The sequence below is a fragment of the Amycolatopsis tolypomycina genome, assembly GCF_900105945.1.
GTDB lineage: Bacteria > Actinomycetota > Actinomycetes > Mycobacteriales > Pseudonocardiaceae > Amycolatopsis > Amycolatopsis tolypomycina.
This window is the reverse complement of record NZ_FNSO01000004.1, coordinates 2191654-2214110: the sequence shown is the minus strand read 5'-3', so window position 1 is coordinate 2214110 and position 22457 is coordinate 2191654. Positions and strand designations below refer to the sequence as shown.

General features: G+C 75.7%; 1 protein-coding gene and 1 pseudogene. Both read right to left on the bottom strand.

Annotated elements, in window-relative coordinates; all coding sequences use genetic code 11:
- Window positions 1–12: 12 nt before the first annotated feature.
- Window positions 13–13407 (bottom strand): type I polyketide synthase, encoded by a 13395-nt coding sequence (locus BLW76_RS50915; RefSeq protein ID WP_091309778.1) that lies wholly within the window; start codon window positions 13405–13407, stop codon window positions 13–15.
- Window positions 13407–22448 (bottom strand): annotated as a pseudogene (locus BLW76_RS50910) (type I polyketide synthase); the annotation flags it as partial. The gene BLW76_RS50915 and the pseudogene BLW76_RS50910, both read right to left, overlap by 1 nt.
- Window positions 22449–22457: the final 9 nt, after the last annotated feature.

The window sequence follows — 22457 nt, the reverse complement described above, 5'->3', positions numbered from 1 at the left end:
TTGCCTGTCCGTCTATTCGGACCGGCCGAGTTCCCGGTGGATGAACTCGAACATCTCGTCGTCGGACGCGGCCTCGATCCGCCGCGTGACTCCTTCGCCGCCGGACCGGTTCTCGGTCCACCGCGCGAGGACCCGCTGGAGGCGGGCCGCGACCAGCTCGTGGGTCTGCTCGTCCGGCGCCGCGCCGGCCAGCAGGGCCTCGAACCGGTCCAGTTCCTCGGTGAGCCCGGCCTCGCCGGGGTCGCCGAGCAGTTCCGCCCGCAGGAACGCGGCCAGCGCGGCCGGGGCGGGGTGGTCGAACACCAGCGTGGCGGGCAGCGTGAGCCCGGTCGCCGCGCCGAGCCGGTTGCGCAACTCGATCGCGGTGAGCGAGTCGAAGCCGAGGTCCTTGAACGCCCGGTCCGGCTCGACTTCCGCCGCGTCGTCGTGGCCGAGCGCGGCCGCGGCCTCGGTGCGGACCAGCTCGGCCAGCAGCCGGTCCTGCTCCGCGGGGGCGAGGCCGTCGAGCCGCCGCGCGAACCCGCCGTCGGCGACCGGGGCCGCCGGGGTCAGCGCGGCCTGCACTTCCGGCAGGGCCGCGAGGAGCGGGCTCGGGCGGCGCATGGTGAACGCCGGGGCGAACCGGGCCCAGTCGACGTCCGCGACGGTGACCGTCGCTTCGCCCGCGTCGACCGCCTGGGCCAGCGCGGTGATCGCGTGCTGCGTGTCCATCATGCGCAGCCCGCGGCGGGCGAACTCCTCGCCACCGGCGCCCATGCCCGCGCCGGCCCACATGCCCCACGCCACCGAGGTGGCGGCGAGCCCGCGGGCGCGGCGGTTCACCGCGAGGGCGTCGAGGGCGGCGTTGCCCGCGGCGTAGGCCGGTTGCCGCGCGCTGCCCCAGGTGGCCGCGATGGAGGAGAACAGCACGAACGCGTCGAGGTCGCCGGTCAGCTCGTCGAGCCAGCGTGCGCCCGCGACCTTGGCCGCGACGACGTGTTCGTGCTCGGCGAGCGTGGTTTCGGCGGTCGGCGTGACCTGGCCGAGGCCGGCCGCGTGCACGACGGCGGTGAGGCCGGGCAGCCGGTCCAGGACCGCGGCGAGGTGGCCGCGGTCGGCGGCGTCGCAGGCGAAGACGTCGACGGCGGTGCCCAGCCCGGCCAGTTCGGCGGCCTGGGCGGCCACGCCCTCGGCGCCGGGGCCGCGGCGGCTGGTGAGCGCGACGTGCGGGGCGCCGCGGCCGGCCAGCCAGCGGCCGACGTGCCCGCCGAGGCCACCCGTGCCGCCGGTGACGAGCACGCTGCCCCGCGGCGTCCACGGCCGGGTGCGGGCCGGGGCCGGCGCCGGCGCGTGGTGCAGCCGCCGCCCGAAGACGCCGCCGGGCCGGATCGCGACCTGGTCCTCGCCCGTGCCGGCCAGGACCGCGCGCAGCCGGGCCACCGCGACGTCGTCCATTGTGGACGGCAGGTCGGCGAGCCCGCCCCAGCGTTCCGGGTGTTCCAGGCCGACGACCCGGCCAAGACCCCAGATCTGCGCCTGCGCGGGGTCGGCGACCGGTTCGCCGGGCGCGGGCGCGACCGCACCGGTGGTGAGCACCCACAGCGGCGCGGTGACGCCGAGGTCGCCGAGCGCCTGGACCAGGGCGAGGGTCGTCGCCACGCCCGGCGGGACCGGGCCGGTGCCGCCCGCGGCGGGTAGCGCCACCACGCCGGCGAGGTCATCGACGACCCCGGCGAGCGCTTCGGCCAGGTCCGTCCGGTCGGTCGCCGTCGTCTCGACGAGCACGGTCCGGGCTCCGGCCAGTGCCCGCAGGCAGTCGTCCGTGACACGGGCCGGGTCGGCGACCACGAGCCAGGTGCCGGTGGGCACGGCCGCGCCGGGCTCGGCGAGAGGCTCCCAGCCGATGCGGTACCGCCAGCCGGCGACGGCCGAGGTGTCCCGTTCGCGGCGGCGGTAGGCGGCCAGCGCCGGGAGCACCTCGCGCAGCGGTTGCTCGCCGCCGACGGCCAAGGCGTCCGTGACGCGCTGCAGGTCGCCCTCCTCGACGGCGGTCCAGAACGCGGAGTCGGCGGCGGGTGCGGCCGGGGCCGCGGGCTTCGGCCAGAACCGCTGGTGCCGGAACACCGTGGTGGGCAGCGCGATCCGGCGGCCGCGGGAGACGGCCGTCCAGTCGACGGCGACCCCGTGCACGTAGGCCTGCGCGAGCCCGGCCACGACCGGGGTGTCCTTGCGCAGGACGGGCACGAACGCGCCGTCCGGGCAGGAGGCCGGGGCCAGCGCCGACAGCGTGCCGTCGGGGCCGATCTCGAGGAACACGGAAACCCCTTGGGCGGCCATGGCTTCCACCGCGGCGCCGAAGCGCACGGCCGCCCGCGCCTGCGCGGGCCAGTACCCGGCGTCCGGGGCTTCGACGAGCGCACCGGCCAGGGCGCCGACCCACGGCACGCGCGGGCTCGCGTAGGTCAGCCCGGCGGCGACCTCGGCGAGGTCGTCGAGGACCGGGTCCATCAGGTGCGAGTGGAAGGCGTGGCTGACGCGCAGCCGCCGCACCCGGCGGCCCTGCGCCCGCCACCGCTCGACGACGGCGTCGACCGCGTCGGCGGCGCCCGAGACGACCACGGACGTCGGCCCGTTCACCGCCGCCAGCGAGACGCCCTCGAGGTCCGGGGTGAGCTCCGCCTCGGTCGCCTCGATCGCCGCCATCGCCCCGCCTTCCGGCAGGGCCTGCATCAGCCGGGCCCGGTGGGCCACCAGGCGGGCGGCGTCGGCCAGGGTGAGTACCCCGGCCGCGTGCGCCGCGGCGATCTCGCCCACCGAGTGCCCGGCCACGGCGTCCGGCCGGATGCCGCACGCGGCCAGCAGCGCGACCAGGCCGACCTCGACCGCGAACAGGCCCGTCTGGGCGTACAACGTCTGATCCGCGCGGTCGTCCTCGCCCTCGCCGAGCACGACCTCACGAACCGGCACGCCCAGCTCGGCCTCGACCAGCGCGATCGCCTCGTCGAACGCCGCCGCGAAGACCGGGCTGGCCGCATACAGCTGACGGCCCATCCCCGCGCGCTGGCTGCCCTGCCCGGCGAAGAGGAAGCCGATCCGGCCGGGACCCGCGGCGGGCACCGTTCCGGTGACCACGCTCGCCGCCGACCGGCCGTCGGCCAGCGCGCCCAGCCCGGCGAGGACGTCGCCGGTCACCACCGCACGGTGCTCGAACGCCGTCCGGGTGGTGGCCAGCGAAAAGCCGACGTCGGCCGGGTCGAGGTCCGGGCGGGCGAGGACGAACTCGCGCAGCCGCGCGGCCTGCTCGGCCAGTGCCTCGGCGCTCCGGGCCGCGACCGGCCACGCCGGGCCCGCCAGCACCGGGGCCTCGGATGTGGTGTCCGCCGGCTCGGGGCCGGGCGCCTCTTCGAGGACGACGTGGGCGTTGGTGCCGCTGATCCCGAACGCCGACACCCCCGCCCGCCGCGGCCGCTCGCCCGCCGTCCACTCGACCGGTTCCCGCAGCAGGGCGATGTTCCCGGACGTCCAGTCCACGTGCGGCGACGGCTCGTCGACGTGCAGCGTCGCGGGGAGTTTCCCGTGCCGCAGGGCGAGCACCATCTTGATCACCCCGGCCACGCCGGCCGCCTGCTGGCTGTGCCCGATGTTCGACTTCACCGAACCCAGCCACAGCGGTTCGGCGCGCTCCTGGCCGTAGGTGGCGAGGATCGCCTGCGCCTCGATCGGGTCGCCCAGCGCGGTCCCGGTGCCGTGCGCCTCCACGACGTCGACGTCCGAAGTGGACAGACCGGCGTTTGCCAGCGCCGAGCGGATCACCCGCTGCTGCGACGGCCCGTTCGGGGCGGTGAGGCCGTTCGAAGCGCCGTCGGAGTTGGTCGCGCTGCCGCGGAGGACCGCGAGGACTTCGTGGCCGTGGCGGCGGGCGTCGGACAGCCGTTCCAGCAGCACCATCCCGGCGCCTTCGGCCATGCCCATGCCGTCGGCCGCGGCGGCGAAGGCCTTGCAGCGGCCGTCGGCGGCGAGGACGCGCTGCCGCGAGAAGCCGACGAACTCGGCCGGGTCGGCCATCACCAGGACCCCGCCGGCCAGGGCGAGGGAGCACTCCCCCGACCGCAGTGCCTGGGCGGCCAGGTGCAGGGCGACCAGCGACGACGAGCACGCCGTGTCGATGGTGACCGCCGGGCCCTCCAGGCCGAGGGTGTAGGAGATCCGGCCGGACAGCACGCTGCCGGTGTTGCCGGTGATGAGGTGCCCTTCGACGCCGTCGAACTCGCCCGCGCCGAGGTAGCCGGACGGGGCCGCCCCGGCGAACACCCCGGTGGCCGTCCCGCGCAGCGACGCGGGGTCGATGCCCGCGCGCTCGACCGTCTCCCAGGCGATCTCCAGCAGCAGCCGCTGCTGCGGGTCCATGGCCAGTGCTTCCCGCGGCGAGATCCCGAAGAAGCCCGCGTCGAACCCGGCGACGTTGCGCAGGAAGCCGCCCTGCGAGACGTACGACGTGCCGGGGTTGTCGGGGTCGGGGTCGAACAGGCCCTCCGTGTCCCAGCCCCGGTCGGGCGGGAACGCGGTGATCGCGTCGCCGCCGGACTCCAGGAGTTCCCACAGGGCTTCCGGGCTCTCGATGCCGCCGGCGTACCGGCAGCCCATGCCGACGATGACGATCGGGTCGGTCGCCGTCGCCGGGCCCCCGGTGGTGACCGGGGCCGCCTCGGCCGTGCCGACCAGCCGCCCGACGATCTCGCGGGCCAGCACGTCGGGAGTCGGGTAGTCGAAGACCACGGTGGACGGCAGTTTCAGCCCGGTCGCGGTGTTGAGCCGGTTGCGCAGCTCCACCGCGGTCAGCGAGTCGAAGCCGAGATCGCGGAAGGCCCGCGCGGCCGGGACTTCGCCGGCGGACGTGTGGCCGAGCACCGCGGCGGCGTGCTGCCGCACCAGGTCGGCGGTGACGCGGACCTGCTCGGCCGCGGCCAGCCCGGCGAGTTTCGCGGCCAGTTCCCCGGTCGCGGCCGGAGCGTCCACTTCGGACTCGTGGGCCTCGGGGATCAGGTCCAGCAGGGGGCGTTCGCGGGCGGCGGTGAACACCGGGGCGAACCGCGCCCAGTCGACGTCGGCCAGCGCGATGAACGTCTCGTCGTCGTCCAGCACCTGACCGAGGGCCGTGAGCGCGCGGTCCGGGTCGAGGAAGTTCATCCCCTGCCGGACCAGCCGGGCGGGCGTGACGCTGCCGGGGCGTTCCTCGAGGAGCGCGTCGACGGCCGCCCAGTCGCGGGTGTCCCAGACCCCCCAGGCGATCGACGTCCCGGGCAGGCCCCGGGCCCGCCGGTCTTCGGCGAGGGCGTCGAGATACGCGTTGCCCGCGGCGTAGGCGCCGTGGTCGTTGCTGCCCCAGGTCGCCGAGATCGAGGAGAACAGGACGAAGGCGTCCAGGTCGAGGTCCGCGGTCAGCTCGTCCAGCCACCGCGCCCCGGCCGCCTTCGCGCCCAGTGCCACGGCGAGGCCCTCGACGCTGGTGTCGTCGAGCGGGGTCACGTAAGCGGTGCTCGCCGAGTGCAGCACCGAGCTGAGCGCGGGCCCGGTCCGGCCGATCGTGTCGAGCAGGCCCGCGAGCTGCGCGCGGTCGGCACTGTCGCAGCTGACGACGTCGACCTGCGCGCCGCCGTCGGCGATTTCCGCGGCCAGCACGGCGATCCCGCCGGCCGACGGCCCGGACCGGCTGGTCAGCACCACCCGCTCCGCACCACGGCCGGCCAGCCAGGTGCCGACCAGGCCACCGATCGACCCGGTGCCGCCGGTCAGCAGGACCGTGCCGCCGGGCCGCCACGAGCCGGCGGCGCGGCGGGGCGCCGACCGGACCAGGCGGCGGGCGAACAGCCCGCCCTGCCGGACGGCGACCTGGTCCTCGATGCCGGTCAGCGCCGCGCAAACGCGGGCGGCCGTGCGCTCGTCCCACTGCGCGGGCAGGTCGACCAGCCCGCCCCAGCGGCCGGCGTACTCGAGCCCGGCGACCCGGCCGAGGCCCCAGGCCTGGGCCTGGACGGGGCTGGTCAGCGGCTCGCCCGGGGTGGCGGCGACCGCGCCGCGGGTGAGCACCCACAGCGGGGCGTCGACCCCGGCGTCGCCGAGGGCCTGGATCAGGCCGAGGGTGCCCGCGGCGCCACGCGGGACGGCCGGGAAGCCGGGCAGCGGCGACTCGTCGAGGGCGAGCGCCGAGACGACCCCGGCGACCGGGCCGGTCACCAGCGCGCGCAGGATTTCGGCCAGTGCCGCGCGGTCGTGGTCGGCCGCGCCGAGGGTGACGACGTCGGCGCCGCGGCCGGCCAGCGCCCGGGCGGTGTCGCGGGCTTCGGGCGCGTCCCCGGCCACGAGCCAGGTTCCGGTGACCACGGCGGTGGTTTCCGGCACCGGGGTCCAGGTGATCCGGTAGCGCCAGTCCGCGACGGTGGAGCCGTCCTGTTCGCGGCGGTGCCAGGCGGCCAGTGCGGGGAGGACGGCGGGGAGGACGTCGTCGAGGCCGGCGCCGCCGGCGTCGAGGAGCCCGGCCAGCTCGGCGGGGTCGCCGCGGTCGACCGCCGCCCAGAACCGGGCTTCGGCCGGGTCCGCGGCCGGGCGGGCCGGCTCGTCGGGCCAGAACCGGCGGCGCTGGAAGGCGTAGGTGGGCAGCGGGGTCCGGGTGCCGCCGCCGAGGACAGCGGCCCAGTCGACCGGCACACCGTGGACGAAGGCCTCGCCGAAGGAGGTGAGCAGCCGCTGGGCGCTGCCGTCGGCGCGGCGGAGGGTGCCGGTGACGACCGGGCCGTCCAGGGTGTCGGCGATCGCGCCGGTGAGGACCGGGTGCGGGGACGTCTCGACGAACACGCGGTGTCCCTGCTCGCCCAGGACGCGGATCGCCCGCTCGAACTCGACGGGCTCGCGGAGGCTGGCCGCCCAGTACGCCGGGTCGAGCTCGGGGCCGCCGATCCACTCCCCGGTCATCGCCGACACCATCGGGATCTCGGCCTGCCGCGGGGAGATCCCGGCCAAGACCGAGACGATTTCGTCGCGCAGGGCGTCGACCTGAGCCGAGTGCGAGGCGTAGTCCACCGGGATCATCCGGGTCCGGACGTGCGTGCTCTCCGCCAGTTCCCGCAGGGCGTCCGGCTCACCGGAGACCACAGTGGACTGTGGGCCGTTCACCGCCGCGACCGACAACCGTGCGCCCCACGGCTTGATCCGCTCCCGCACCTCCGCGGCAGGCTCGGCGATCGACATCATCCCGCCGTGCCCGGCCAACGCCGTCAGCACCTTGCTGCGCAGGGCGACGACGCGAGCACCGTCCTCAAGGGACAGTGCACCCGACACCACCGCCGCGGCGATCTCGCCCTGCGAGTGGCCGACCACGGCGTCGGGCACGACACCGGCCGCCCGCCAGACCTCGGCGAGGGAGACCATCACCGCCCACAAAGCGGGCTGCACGACATCCGCGGAGTCGAGGTCATCGAGATCGAGGTCCACATACGGCGACAGCGCCGCGGCGCACTCGGCCAGCCGCGCCGCGAACACCGGGCACGACTCGGCCAGCTCACGGCCCATCCCGGCCCACTGGCTGCCCTGGCCAGGGAAGACGAAGGTGACGCGCCCGGCCGCGGCCGGGGTGACCGCGCCGGTCACGACACCCGGGGCGGGCTGCCCGGTGGCGACGGCGGCGAGGCCCGCGGCGAGGTCGCCGCCGGTCACCACGGCCCGGTGCTCGAACACCGGCCGCGTCGTCGCGAGGGACCAGGCGACGTCCTCGCCGGGCCGGGCCAGGACGTGTTCGCGCAGCCGGCCCGCCTGGGCGGCCAGGCCCTCGCCGGTGCGGCCGGACACGACCCACGCCGGGGCGGCCACCAGCGGCGGCGCCGGTTCCGGTGCCGCGGGCGGTTTGGGTGCTTCTTCGACGATGACGTGCACGTTCGTGCCGCTGACGCCGAACGCCGACACCCCGGCGCGGCGGGGCCGCTCCCCGGCGGGCCACGGCACCGCCTCGGTGAGCAGGCGGACGTTCCCGGCGCTCCAGTCGACCTCGGGCGACGGCTCGGCGGCGTGCAGGGTCCGCGGCAGTTCGCCGTGGCGCAGGGCCTGGACCATCTTGATGATCCCGGCGACGCCGGCCGCGGTCTGCGTGTGCCCGATGTTCGACTTCACCGAGCCGAGCCACAGCGGTTCGTCACGGTCCTGGCCGTAGGTCGCCAGGAGCGCCTGGGCCTCGATCGGGTCGCCCAAGGACGTCCCGGTGCCGTGTGCCTCGACCGCGTCGACGTCCTGAGTGGACAGTCCGGCGTCGGCCAGCGCCGCCCGGATCACCCGCTGCTGCGACGGGCCGTTCGGGGCAGCTAGGCCGTTGGACGCGCCGTCGGAGTTGGCCGCGGTGCCGCGGATGACGGCCAGGACTTCGTGGCCGTTGCGGTGGGCGTCGGACAGGCGCTCCAGCAGCACCATGCCCGCGCCCTCGCCCCAGCCGATGCCGTCGGCACCCGCGGCGAAGGCCTTGCAGCGGCCGTCGGCGGCCATGCCGCCCTGCTGAGAGAACTCCAGGAACGCCCCCGGTGTCGCGAGCACGGCGACCCCGCCGGCGAGGGCCATCGAGCATTCGCCCGACCGCAGTGACTGGGCGGCCAGGTGCAGGGCGACCAGCGACGACGAGCACGCCGTGTCCACCGTGACCGCCGGGCCTTCGAGGCCGAGGGTGTAGGAGATGCGGCCGGAGATGACCGCGGTCAGGCCCCCGGTCATCAGGTAGCCCTCGGAGCCGCGGTCGCCGCCCGCGACCCCCATCCCGTACCCGGAGTGGGTGGCGCCGGCGAAGACGCCGGTGGCCGAGCCGCGCAGGGCGGCGGGGTCGATGCCGGCCGCTTCCAGGGTTTCCCAGGCGACCTCGAGGAGCATGCGCTGCTGCGGGTCCATCGCGACGGCCTCGCGCGGCGAGATGCCGAAGAAGCCGGCGTCGAACTCGGCCGCGTCGTAGACGAACCCGCCCTGGCGAATGTACTCGACGTCGTCGTGGCCGTAGGTGGCTTCGAGGGTTTCCCAGCCGCGGTCGGCCGGGAAGCCGGCGATGGCGTCCGTGCCGGCGGCGAGGAGGTCCCACAGCTGCTCGGGGCCGGTGACGCCGCCGGGGAAGCGGCAGCCCATGCCGACGATGGCGAGCGGCTCGTCACTCGCGGCCGTGACGACGGTGGCCGTCCGGGTTTCGGTGCCGGTGAGCCTGCTGCCGAGGAACTCGGCGAGGGCGGCGGCGTTCGGGTAGTCGAAGACGAGCGTGGACGGCAGGCCGAGCCCGGTGGCGGTGGCGAGGCGGTTGCGCAGTTCGACCGCGGTCAGGGAGCCGAACCCGAGTTCCTTGAACGCGCGCCGGGGTTCGAGGGCGTCGGCGGACGCGTGGCCGAGCACCGCCGCGGCTTCCGCCCGCACGAGGTCGGTCAGCAGCCGGTCCTGGTCGGCGCGGGACAGCCCGGCCAGCCGCCTGCCGAGTTCGGTCTCCGGTTCCGCGTCGGTGTCCACCGCGAGGGCGGCCTCGACCTCGGGCAGGCCGGCGATGAGCGGGCTCGGGCGGCGCAGGGTGAACGTCGGCGCGAACTTCGCCCAGTCGACGTCCGCGACCGTCACCGCGGTCTCGTCCGCGTCCAGGGTCTGGGCCAGGGCGTGAATTCCGCGGTCAGGGGCCATGACGCGCATGCCGAGGCCACGCAGCTGCTCACCGGCGGCGCCACCGACCATGCCGCCGCCGCCCCAGAGTCCCCAGGCGACCGACGTCGCCGCCAGCCCGCGGGCACGGCGAGCCTCGGCGAGGGCGTCGAGGTAGGCGTTGCCCGCCGCATACCCGGCAAGCCCGCCGCTGCCCCAGATCGCGGCCCCCGAGGAGAACAGGACGAACGCGTCGAGGCCGGTGGCGAGTTCGTCCAGCCAGCGAGCGCCGAGGACCTTCGCCGCGGTCGCCGAGGCCAGATCCGCCACGGTCGTCTCCACGATCGGACCGCCCTCGCCGACTCCGGCCGCGTGCACCACCGTCGACAACCCGGGACCGATCCGGTCGAGGAGCCCGGCCACCTGCGGCCGGTCGGCGACATCGCACGCGACGACGTCCACCGCCGCCCCACGAGCAGCCAGGTCCGCCACCAGGGCGGGCACCCCGGCGGCCGCCGGACCGGACCGGCTCGTCAACACCAGGTTCGTGGCACCACGACCGGTCAGCCAGCGGCCGGTGTGACCTCCGATCGCCCCGGTCCCGCCGGTGATCAGCACAGTCCCCGACGGCTCGAAGCGACGCAGCTCCCGCGGTTCGGGGGCGCGGACCAGACGGCGGGCCAGGATGCCCGCCTGCCGGATCGCGACCTGGTCCTCGTGCCCGGCGAGGACCGCGCACAGCCGCGCCGCGGCACGCTCGTCCCACACAGCCGGAAGGTCGACCAGGCCGCCCCAGCGATCCGGGTGCTCCAGGGCGGCAACCCGCCCGAAGCCCCACACCTGCGCCTGCTCCAGCGACACCGGGCCATCGCCGGGAGCGGCGCCACGGGTCAGCACCCACAGCGGCGCGTCAATCCCCGCCTGAACCAGACGGAGAATCCCAGCCAGGTCGTCGCCGTGCGCCACCACACCCGCGAAGTCCCCAGCCGGGAGGTCGTCCACGGGCGCCGTGACGACGTCCGCGCCGTAACCGCGCAGCGCGGCCGCGATCTCGGCGGACACCCCGGCCAGCAACCAGGTGCCGGACAGCGTGGCGGTGGCGGGCTCGGGAACGGGGGCCCAGGTGACCTGGTAGCGCCAGGTGTCGTCGGCCGTGCTGGCGCGTTCGGGCCAGTAGCGTTCGTGCTGGAAGGCGTAGGTGGGCAGGTCGACTGTCTGTCCACTGAGGAGGGCCGACCAGTCGACGGGGACGCCGCGGGTCCAGGCTTCGGCGAACGACCGGAGCAGGCGGCCGGCGCCGCCGCCGTCGCGGCGGAGGGTGCCGCCGACGACCGCGTCGGGCAGGGTGTCGGCGATCGCGGTGGTGAGCACCGCGTGCGGGGACGTCTCGACGAACACGCCGTGCCCCGACTCGCCGAGGACGCGGACCGCGCGTTCGAACTCCACGGGTTCCCGCAGGCTGGCCGCCCAGTAGGCCGGGTCCAGCTCGGGGCCGTTGATCCACTCCCCGGTCATCGCCGACACCATCGGGATCTCGGCTTCTCGCGGGGAAATCCCGGCCAGCACCGACACGATTTCGTCCCGCAAGGCGTCCACCTGAGCCGAATGCGACGCGTAGTCCACCGGGATCATCCGGGTCCGGACGTCCGCGCTCTCGGCCAGTTCTCGCAAGGCTTCCGGGTCGCCGGAGACCACAGTGGACTGTGGGCCGTTCACCGCGGCCACCGACAGCCGGGAGCCCCACGGCTCGATCCGCTCCCGGACCGCGGCCGCGGGCTCGGCGATCGACAGCATCCCGCCGTGCCCGGCCAACGCCGTCAGCACCTTGCTGCGCAGCGCCACCACCCGAGCACCGTCCTCAAGGGACAGTGCACCCGACACCACCGCCGCGGCGATCTCACCTTGCGAGTGACCCACCACCGCGTCGGGCACGACACCGGCCGCGCGCCACACCTCGGCCAGCGACACCATGACCGCCCACAACGCCGGCTGGACCACATCCGCGGAGTCCAGATCGTCGAGGTTCAGGCCGCCGTAAGGCGACAACGCGGCCGCGCACTCGGCCAGCCGGGCCGCGAACACTGAACACGACTCCGCCAGCTCCCGGCCCATGCCGAGCCACTGGCTCCCCTGCCCCGGGAACACGAACACCGTCCGTCCTGCTGCCGCTGCCGTGCCCGTGACCAGGCCGGGCGCGGGCCGTCCGGCCGCGGCGGCGGTCAGGTCGCCGTCGAGCACGACCGCCCGGTGGCCGAACGCGGACCGGGTCGTGGCCAGTGACCAGGCGACGTCGGCCGGGTCCAGGTCCGGGTGGGTGAGCAGGTGCTCGCGCAGCCGGCCGGCCTGGGCGGCGAGCGCGGGCGCGGTGCGCCCGGACAGGAGCCACGGCGTCGCGGTGGTGGTGACCACCGGCTGCCGCGGCTCGGCCGGTGCGTCTTCGGCCATCGGCGCGTCCTCGACGATCACGTGCGCGTTGGTGCCGCTCATCCCGAACGCCGACACCCCGGCCCGCCGCGGCCGGTCACCTGCCGGCCACGCCACCTGCTCCCGCAGCAGCGCGACCTTGCCCGCGGACCAGTCGACGTGCGGCGTCGGCTCGGCGACGTGCAACGTCCGCGGGAGTTCGCCGTGGCGCAGGGCCTGGACCATCTTGATGACCCCGGCCACGCCCGCTGCCTGCTGGGCGTGGCCGAGGTTGGACTTGAGGGAACCCAACCACAGCGGGGTTTCCCGGTGCTGGCCGTAGGTGGCGAGCACGGCCTGGGCCTCGATCGGGTCGCCGAGCGTGGTGCCGGTGCCGTGGGCCTCCACGACGTCGACCTGCTCGGCGCTCACCCGGGCGGCGGCGAGCGCGGAGCGGATCACGCGCTGCTGCGACGGCCCGTTGGGCGCGGTCAGGCCGTTCGACGCACCGTCGGAGTTCACCGCGGTCCCGGTGATCACGGCCAGCACCCGGTGCCCGTTGCGCCGAGCGTCCGAAAGCCGCTCGACCACCAGCACCCCGGCACCTTCGGCCCAGGCGGTGCCGTCGGCGTCGGCCGAGAACGACTTGCACCGGCCGTCGGCGGCCAGGCCGTTCTGCCGGGCGAAGTCCGCGAACGTGCCGGCGGTGGCCATCACCGTGACGCCGCCGGCCAGCGCCAGGCCGCATTCGCGGGTGCGCAGGGCCTGCACGGCCAGGTGCAGGGCGACCAGCGACGACGAGCACGCCGTGTCCACCGTGACCGCCGGGCCTTCCAGCCCGAGCGCGTACGACACCCGGCCGGAGATCACGCTCCCGGCGTTGCCGGTCATCAGGTAGCCCTCGACGCCGCTGGGGTCCTCGAGGAGGACGTTGCCGTAGCCCGACGACGACGCCCCGGCGAACACGCCGGTCCGGGACCCCTTCAGCCCCGCCGGGTCGATGCCCGCGCGTTCCAGGGCTTCCCAGGTGACTTCGAGCAGCATGCGCTGCTGCGGGTCCATGGCGAGGGCTTCGCGCGGGGAGATCTCGAAGAACCCGGCGTCGAACTCGGCCGCGTCGTGGACGAACCCACCCTGGTGGGCGTAGCCGTCGCCGAGGTCCCAGCCGCGGTCGGCCGGGAAGCCGGACACCGCGTCGGTGCCCGAGGCCACCAGTGACCACAGGTCCTCCGGGCTCCGCACGCCGCCGGGCAGGCGGCAGCCCATGCCGACGATCGCGATCGGCTCGTGCTCGGCGGCTTCCTTGCGGCGCAGGCGGGTGCGGGTCTCCTGGAGCTCGGCCGACGCCTTCTTGAGGTAGTCGAAGAGCTTTTCCTGACTCTCCATCACAGGCTCCCGAACTCCTTGTCGAGGAAATCGAACACTTCGCCGGGGGTGGCCGCGTCGAACGCGATCGCGGTCCCCGCCCCCGGGTCGCGGTCCAGGCCGGCGAGGATGCCGCGCAGGCGGCGGCCGATGTCCTCGCGCACGGCCGGGTCGGCGACGTCGGCCAGGCCGGCCTCGAGGCGGTCCAGCCCGGCGAACAGCGCGCCCGGACCGGCTTCTTCTTCGCCGGCCAGCTCGGCCCGCAGGAACGCGGCGAGCGCGGCGGCGGTGGGGTGGTCGAAGACCAGGGTCGCGGGCAGGCTGAGGCCGGTGGCCGCGCCGAGCCGGTTGCGCAGTTCGACCGCGGTGAGCGAGTCGAAGCCGAGGTCCCCGAACGGGCGGTCGGCGTCGACCGCGCCGGCACCGGAGTGCCCGAGCGCGGCGGCGGCCTCGGTGCGGACCAGCTCGACCAGGAGGCGGTCCTGGTCTGCCCGCGACAGTCCGGCCAGCCGTCCGGCCAGGCCGCCGTCGCCGGCCGGGACGGGCTCGGCCAGCGCGGTCACCGCCTCCGGCACCGAGGTCAGCAACGGGCTGGGGCGGCGCAGGGTGAACGTCGGTGCGAAGGCGGGCCAGTCGACGTCGGCGACCGCGACCGCGGTCTCGTCCGCGTCGACGGCCTGGGCCAGTGCCCGGATGCCGAGCCGCGGGTCCATCGCGCGGACCCCGAACCGGCTCAGCTTCTCCCCCGCCTCGCCGCCGCCCATCCCGGCCCCGCTCCAGACGCCCCAGGCGACCGAGGTCGCGACCGCTCCGCGGGCGCGGCGGGCTTCGGCGAGCGCGTCGAGGAAGGCGTTCGCGGCGGCGTACCCGGGCTGCAGCGCGCTGCCCCAGGTGGCCGAGATCGACGAGAACAGCACGAACGCGTCGAGGTCGCCGGTCAGTTCGTCGAGCCAGACCGCCCCGGCGGCCTTGCCCGCGAGGGAGTCCGCGAGCCCGGCGGTGTCGAGGTCGTCGACCGCGATGCCTTGCCCGATGCCGGCGGCGTGCACGACGGCGGTGAGGTCCGGGCCGATCCGCGCCAGGATCCCGGCGACGTCGGCGCGGCAGGCGGTGTCGCCGGCCAGGACGTCGACCGCGCTGCCCTGCCCGGCCAGTTCGGCCGCCAGCGCCGCCACTCCGGCGGCGGCGGGACCGGACCGGCTGGTGAGCACCAGCCGGGGCGTGTGCCGTCCGGCGAGCCAGCGGCCGACGTGCCCGCCGATGCCGCCGGTGCCCCCGGTGACCAGCACGGCCCCGGACGGCGTCCAGGCGCGGCCGGGCCGCGGCGCGGGCGCGTGGACGAGCCGGCGGGCCAGGATGCCCGAGGGCCGCAGGGCGACCTGGTCTTCGCCGGTGCCCGCCAGGACCGCGGCGAGCCGGGCCGCGGCGCGTTCGTCCATTGTGGAGGGCAGGTCGATCAGCCCGCCCCAGCGGTCCGGGTGTTCCAGGCCGACCACCCGGCCGAGGCCCCAGGCGGGCGCCTGGACGGGGTTCGCCGGGCCTTCGCCGGGGGTGGCCGCGACGGCGCCGCGGGTCAGCACCCACAGCGGCGCTCCGTCACGGAGGGTCTGGGCCAGCTCCAGGGTGGCGGCCAGGCCGCGGGTCAGCACGGGCGAGCCGTCGACCGGGGTCTCGTCGAGGGCGAGCACGGAGACGATCCCGGCGTAGCTTCCGTCCGGCACGGTTTCGCGGGCCGTCACGACCTCGGCGCCATGGGCGGCGAGGGCGGCTTCGACCTCGGCGGACTCGCCGACCAGCAGCCAGGTGCCGGACAGCGCCGCGGGCGCGGGGTCGGCGACCGGGGTCCAGGTGACGTGGTAGCGCCAGTCCGCCACGGCGGCGTCGTCACGCCACGTGGTCAGCTCGGGCAGGACCTCGCGGAACGGGCGGTCGAGGTCGACGGAGAGGTGCTCGAGCGCGGCCCAGAAGCCGGAGTCGGCCGCTTTCCGGCGCTCGGGCCAGAAGTGCTGGTGCCGGAAGGCGTAGGTGGGCAGGTCGACCTTCTGTCCACTGAGGACGGCTCGCCAGTCGACGTCGACGCCCCGCACGTGGGCCGCGCCGAGCGCGGTCACGAGGAGGTCCTTGTGCAGCACCGGGATGAAGGGAGCGTCCGGCAGGACCCCGGACCCCATCGACGACAGCGTGCCGTCCGGACCGATCTCGAAGAAGACCGAAACCCCTCGGGCGGCGAGGGTCTGCACCGCATCGGCGAACCGGACGGGCTGCCGGACCTGCGCGGGCCAGTACCCGGCGTCCGGGGCTTCGACGAGCGCACCGGTCAGCGCGCCCGCCCACGGCACGCGCGGGTCAGCGTAGGTCAGCCCGGCGGCGACCTCGGCCAGGTCGTCGAGGACGGGGTCCATCCGGTGCGAGTGGAAGGCGTGGCTGACACGCAGCCGCCGCACCCGCCGGCCCCGCGCCCGCCACCGCTCGACGACCCGCTCGACGGCGTCGACGGCCCCCGAAACCACCACCGATGTCGGTCCGTTCACCGCGGCCAGCGAGACGCCTTGGAGGTTCGGGGGGCGCTCCGCCTCGATCGTCGCCAGCGAAAGGCCCTCCAGGTCCGAGGCGATCTCCGCCTCGGTCGCCTCGATCGCCGCCATCGCCCCGCCCTCGGGCAGGGCCTGCATCAGCCGGGCCCGGTGGGCCACCAGGCGGGCCGCATCGGCCAGGGTGAGGACCCCGGCCGCGTGCGCCGCCGCGATCTCGCCCACCGAGTGCCCGGCCACCGCGTCCGGCCGGATGCCACACGCGGCCAGCAGCGCGACCAGGCCGACCTCGACCGCGAACAGGCCCGTCTGGGCGTACAACGTCTGATCCGCCCGGTCGTCCTCGCCCTCGCCGAGCACGACCTCACGAACCGACAACCCCAGCTCGGCCTCGACCAGCGCGATCGCCTCGTCGAACGCCGCCGCGAACACCGGGCTGGCCGCATACAGCTGACGGCCCATCCCCGCGCGCTGGCTGCCCTGCCCGGCGAAGACGAACCCGATCCGGACGGGCTTGGCCACGCCGGTGACCACTCCCGCGGCCGATCGCCCGGCCGCCAGGGCCTCAAGCCCGTCGAGGAGGTCGCCGGTGATCGCCGCGCGGTGCTCGAACGCCGTGCGGGTGGTGGCCAGCGAGAACCCGATGTCGGCCGGATCGAGGTCCGGGCGGGCGAGCACGAAGTCCCGCAGCCGCGCGGCCTGCGCGGGCAGCGCGTCGGCGTCGCGGGCGGACAGCACCCACGCCGAGCCCGTCAGGGCCCGGGCCGCGGGCTCGGCCGGTTCCGCGGCTTCCGGTGCCTCTTCGAGGATGACGTGGGCGTTGGTGCCGCTGATCCCGAACGCCGACACCCCCGCCCGCCGCGGCCGCTCGCCCGCCGTCCACTCGACCGGCTCGCGCAGCAGCTCGACGTTCCCCGCCGTCCAGTCCACATGCGACGACGGCTCGTCCACGTGCAGCGTCGCGGGCAGCTTCCCGTGCCGCAGGGCGAGCACCATCTTGATCACCCCGGCCACGCCCGCCGCCTGCTGACTGTGCCCGATGTTCGACTTCACCGACCCCAGCCACAGCGGCTCGGCCCGCTCCTGGCCGTACGTGGCGAGGATCGCCTGCGCCTCGATCGGGTCACCGAGCGCGGTCCCGGTGCCGTGCGCCTCCACGACGTCGACGTCCGAAGTGGACAGTCCCGCGTTCGCCAGCGCGGCCCGGATCACCCGCTGCTGCGACGGCCCGTTCGGGGCGGTGAGCCCGTTCGACGCGCCGTCGGAGTTGGTCGCGGTGCCCTGGACCAGCGCCAGCACACGGTGGCCGTGCCGGCGCGCGTCGGACAGGCGCTCCAGCAGCACCATGCCCGCGCCCTCGGCCAGCCCCATCCCGTCCGCCGCCTCCGCGAACGCCTTGCAGCGCCCGTCGGCGGCGAGCACGCGCTGCCGCGAGAAGCCGACGAACTCGGCCGGGTCGGCGATCACCATCACGCCCCCGGCGAGGGCCAGCGAGCACTCGCCGGACCGCAGCGCCTGCGCCGCCAGGTGCAGGGCCACCAGCGACGACGAACACGCCGTGTCCACCGTGACCGCCGGGCCCTCCAGGCCGAGCGTGTAGGAGATCCGGCCGGACAGCACGCTGCCGGTGTTGCCGGTGATCACATACCCCTCGGTGCCGCTGTCGGCCCCGGCGAGCCCGGCGCCGTAACCGGACGGGGCGGCGCCGGCGAAGACGCCGGTCGGCGTGCCGCGCACGGTCTCCGGGTCGATGCCCGCGCGCTCGAGGGTCTCCCACGCGACTTCGAGGAGCAGCCGCTGCTGCGGGTCCATGGCCAGGGCCTCGCGGGGGTTGATCCCGAAGAACCCGGCGTCGAACCCGGCGACACCGCGCAGGAAACCGCCTTCGGCGACGTACGTCGTGCCCGCGCGGTCCGGGTCGGGGTCGAGCAGGCCTTCGGTGTCCCAGCCGCGGTCCGCCGGGAACCCGGTGATCGCGTCGCCGCCGGACGCCAGGAGCTCCCACAGCGCTTCCGGGCTCTCGACGCCGCCGGCGTACCGGCAGCTCATGCCGACGATCGCGATCGGGTCGGTCGCCGTCGCCGGACCGCGGGCCGGGACCGGCGTGGCCTCGTCCGCGCCGAAGAGGCGCCCGACGATTTCCCGCGCCAGCATGGCGGGGTTCGGGTAGTCGAAGACCACAGTGGACGGCAGCTTCAGCCCGGTCGCCGTGGTGAGCCGGTTCCGCAGCTCCACCGCGGTCAGCGAATCGAAGCCGAGGTCGCGGAACGCCCGGGTCGCCGGGACCTCCTCGGCGGATGCGTGGCCCAGCACCGCGGCCGCGTGCTGCCGGACCAGCTCGGCCGTGACGCGGACCCGCTCGGCCGGGTCCAGGCCGGTCAGCTGCGTTTCCAGCTCCCCGGTCTCCCCCGCTTCGGCCGGGACAGGGCCGGTGCTGTGCGCTTCGGCGAGCAGGTCGAGCAGCGGCCGTTCCCGGGCGGCGCCGAACACCGGCGCGAACCGCGTCCAGTCGACGTCGGCCAGGGCGATGTACGTCTCGTCGTCGTCGAGGACCTGGCCCAGCGCGGTCAGGGCCCGGTCCGGGTCGAGGAACCGGATGCCCTGGCGCAGCAGTTTCGCCGGGGTGACGGCCTGGTCCTGGTCCGCGGCGGCGTCGACGGCGGCCCAGTCACGGGTGTCCCAGACACCCCAGGCGATCGACGTCCCCGGCAGCCCGCGCGCCCGGCGGTCCTCGGCCAGCGCGTCGAGGTAGGCGTTGCCCGCGGCGTAGGCGCCGTGGTCGTTGCTGCCCCAGGTGGCCGAAATGGAGGAGAACAGGACGAAGGCGTCGAGGTCGGCGGTCAGTTCGTCGAGCCAGCGCGCTCCGGCCGCCTTCGCGCCGAGCGCGGTGGCCAGCCCGGCGTCGTCGGTGGTCGCCAGCGGGGCGAGGTACCCGGTGTTGGCCGCGTGGAACACCGAGGTCAGCGCCGGTCCGGTGGCGGCGATCCGGTCCAGCAGGCCGGCGACCCGGGGCCGCTCGGCGAGGTCGCAGGCGACGACGTCGACGCGGGTCCCGGCGACCGCGAGGTCCGCGGCCAGGGCGGGCAGCCCGGGGGCGGCGGGGCCGGCGCGGCCGGTGAGGACGACGCGCCCGGCACCCCGGCCGGCCAGCCAGCGGGCGACGTACGCCCCGGTGGAGCCGGTGCCACCGGTGAGCAGGACGGTCCCGCGCGGGGCCCAGCGGCGCGGGCCGGCGCGGTGCCCGGGCGCCCGGACGAGGCGGCGGGCGAAGGTGCCGGCGCCGCGGAGGGCGACCTGGTCTTCGCGCCCGGCGAGCACGGCGCACAGCCGGGCGCCGGTGCGTTCGTCCCAGGTGGGCGGGAGGTCGACGAGGCCGCCCCAGCGTCCGGGGTGTTCCAGGCCCGCCACCCGGCCCAGGCCCCAGACCTGCGCCTGCGCGGGCGCGGCCGGTTCACCGGGGCCGGTCGCCACGGCGCCGCGGGTCAGCACCCACAGCGGGGCGTCGATCCCGGCCTGTACCAGGCGAAGAGTCCCGGCGAGGCTTTCGCCGTGCGCGATCACACCCGCGTAGTCCCCGGCCGGCAGGTCGGCCACGGTCGCCGTGACCACCTCCGCGCCGTGCGCGCGCAGGGCCGCCGCGACGTCGGCGGACGCCCCGACCAGCAGCCAGGTGCCGGACAGCGTGGCGGTGGCGGGCTCGGGGACGGGGACCCACGTGATGTGGTAGCGCCAGTCCGCGACGACCGACTCGGCGCGTTCGCGGCGGCGCCACGACTTCAGCGCCGGCAGGACCGGGCCGAGCCGGTCGTCGTCGACTTCGAGGGTCTCGGCCAGCTCGTGGAGGTCGCCGTTCTCGACTGCGGTCCAGAACCCGGATTCGGCGGTCTCCGGCTGCGCGGCGACGGCGGGCCGGGGCCAGAACCGCTGCCGCTGGAAGGCGTAGGTGGGCAGCTCGACCGGCTGTCCACTGAGGACGGCCGACCAGTCGACGGGCACACCGCGGGTCCAGGCTTCGGCGAACGACCGCAGCAGCCGGGGCGCGCCGCCGTCGTCGCGACGGAGGGTGCCGACGGCCACCGGGTCGCCGAGGGTGTCGGCGATGGCTCCGGTGAGCACCGCGTGCGGCGACGTCTCGACGAAGACGCCGTAGCCCGACTCGCCCAGCGTCCGGATCGCGCGTTCGAACTCGACCGGCTCCCGCAGGCTCGCGAACCAGTACTCCGCGTCCAGCTCGCCGACCGGAGCACCGGTCATCGACGAGATCATCGGGATTTCGGGTGTCCGGGGCGTGATCCCGGCCAGCGCCGCGAGGATCTCTTCACGCAGCGAATCGACCTGAGCCGAATGCGAGGCGTAGTCCACGGGGATCACCCGCGTCCGCGCTTCGGTGGCTTCGGCCAGCTCCCGCAAGGCGTCCGGCTCACCGGAGACCACAGTGGACACCGGCCCATTCACCGCGGCGATCGAGAGTCGCGCACCCCACGGCTTAATTCGCTCCCGGACGACCGGCGCCGGCTCAGCCACGGACATCATCCCGCCGCGGCCGGCCAGCGCCGTCAGCGCCTTGCTGCGGAGGGCGACCACCCGCGCACCGTCCTCAAGGGACAGTGCCCCCGAGACGACCGCCGCGGCGATCTCGCCCTGCGAATGACCCACCACGGCATCCGGGACGACACCAGCGGCCCGCCAGACCTCGGCGAGGGAGACCATCACCGCCCACAACGCGGGCTGCACGACATCCGCAGCCTCGGAAAACCCGTTCAGATCAAGGGAAACATAAGGCGCGAGCGCCGCTTCGCACTCCGCCAGCCGGGCCGCGAACACCGGACACGACTCCGCCAGCTCCCGGCCCATGCCGAGCCACTGGCTGCCCTGCCCCGGGAACACGAACACCGTGCGGCCCGTGGTGGCGGCGACCCCGGTCACCACCCCGGCGCCCGGCTGACCGGTGGCCACCGCGGCCAACCCCGCTGGGAGGTCGTCACCGAGGACGACAGCCCGGTGCTCGAACGCCGACCGCGTCGCCCCCAGAGACCAGCCGATGTCCTCCGGTGTCCCCAAGCCGCCCAGGACGTGCTCGCGCAGCCGCCCGGCCTGCCCGGCGAGCGCCGCCGCCGAGTGGGCCGACACGACCCAGGCCGTGGTCCCGGACACGAGCGGCCGCCGCTCGGGCACCGCCGGACCGGCCGGGGCTTCTTCGAGGAGGACGTGGGCGTTGGTGCCGCTGATCCCGAACGCCGACACCGCCGCGCGGCGCGGGCGGCCGGGGGCCGGCCAGTCCCGCGAGTCCTGCAGCAGCCGGACGTTCCCGGCGCTCCAGTCGACCTCCGGCGTGGGCTCGTCGGCGTGCAGCGTCGGGGGCAGCACGCCGTGGCGCAGCGCGAGGATCATCTTGAGCACGCCCGCGACGCCGGCCGCGGTCTGCGTGTGCCCGATGTTCGACTTCACCGACCCCAGCCACAGCGGCTCGTCGCGGTCCTGCCCGTAGGTCGCGAGCAGCGCCTGCGCCTCGATCGGGTCGCCCAGCGAGGTCCCGGTGCCGTGTGCTTCGACGACGTCGACGTCCGAAGCGGACAGTTTGGCGTCGTCGAGCGCGGCGCGGATCACGCGTTGCTGCGACGGCCCGTTCGGCGCCGAAAGCCCGTTCGAGGCGCCGTCGGAGTTGGTCGCGGAGCCGCGGACGACGGCGAGGACCCGGTGGCCGTTGCGGTGCGCGTCGGACAGCCGTTCCAGCACGACCATGCCCGCGCCCTCGCCCCAGCCGATCCCGTCGGCCCCGGCGGCGAACGCCTTGCACCGGCCGTCGGCGGCCATGCCCTGCTGCTTCGAGAACTCGGCGAACGCCCCGGCCGTGGACAGCACGGCGACGCCGCCGGCCAGTGCGAGCGAGCACTCCCCCGCCCGCAGCGCCCGCACGGCGAGGTGCAGGGCCACCAGCGACGACGAACACGCCGTGTCCACGGTGACCGCCGGGCCCTCCAGGCCCAGGGTGTAGGAGACGCGGCCGGAGATGACGCTGATCGCGTTGCCGGTCAGCACGTACCCTTCGGCGCCGTCGTCGATGCCGAGCAGGTTGGCCTCGTAGCGCGAGGTCGAAGCGCCGGCGAACACGCCGGTCGCCGAGCCGCGCAGCGACGCCGGGTCGATGCCGCCCTGTTCCAGCGCCTCCCAGGACACTTCGAGGAGCAGCCGCTGCTGGGGGTCCATCCCCAGCGCCTCCCGCGGCGAGATCCCGAAGAACCCGGCGTCGAAGTCGGCCACGTCGTAGACGAAGCCGCCTTGGTGGGCGTAGCTGCCGGTGGTGTCCCAGCCGCGGTCGGCGGGGAACCCGGACACCGCGTCGGTGCCCGCGGCGACGAGGTCCCACAGCTGGTCGGGCGTGCGGACCCCGCCCGGGAAGCGGCAGCCCATGCCGACCACGGCGATCGGTTCGTGCTCGCCGGATTCGAGCTGCTTCACCCGCTCGCGGCTGGTGTACAGCTCGGCGGCCAGCTTCTTCAGCGCGTCGAGCAGCTGCTGGTCATCGGTCACGACAGGTCC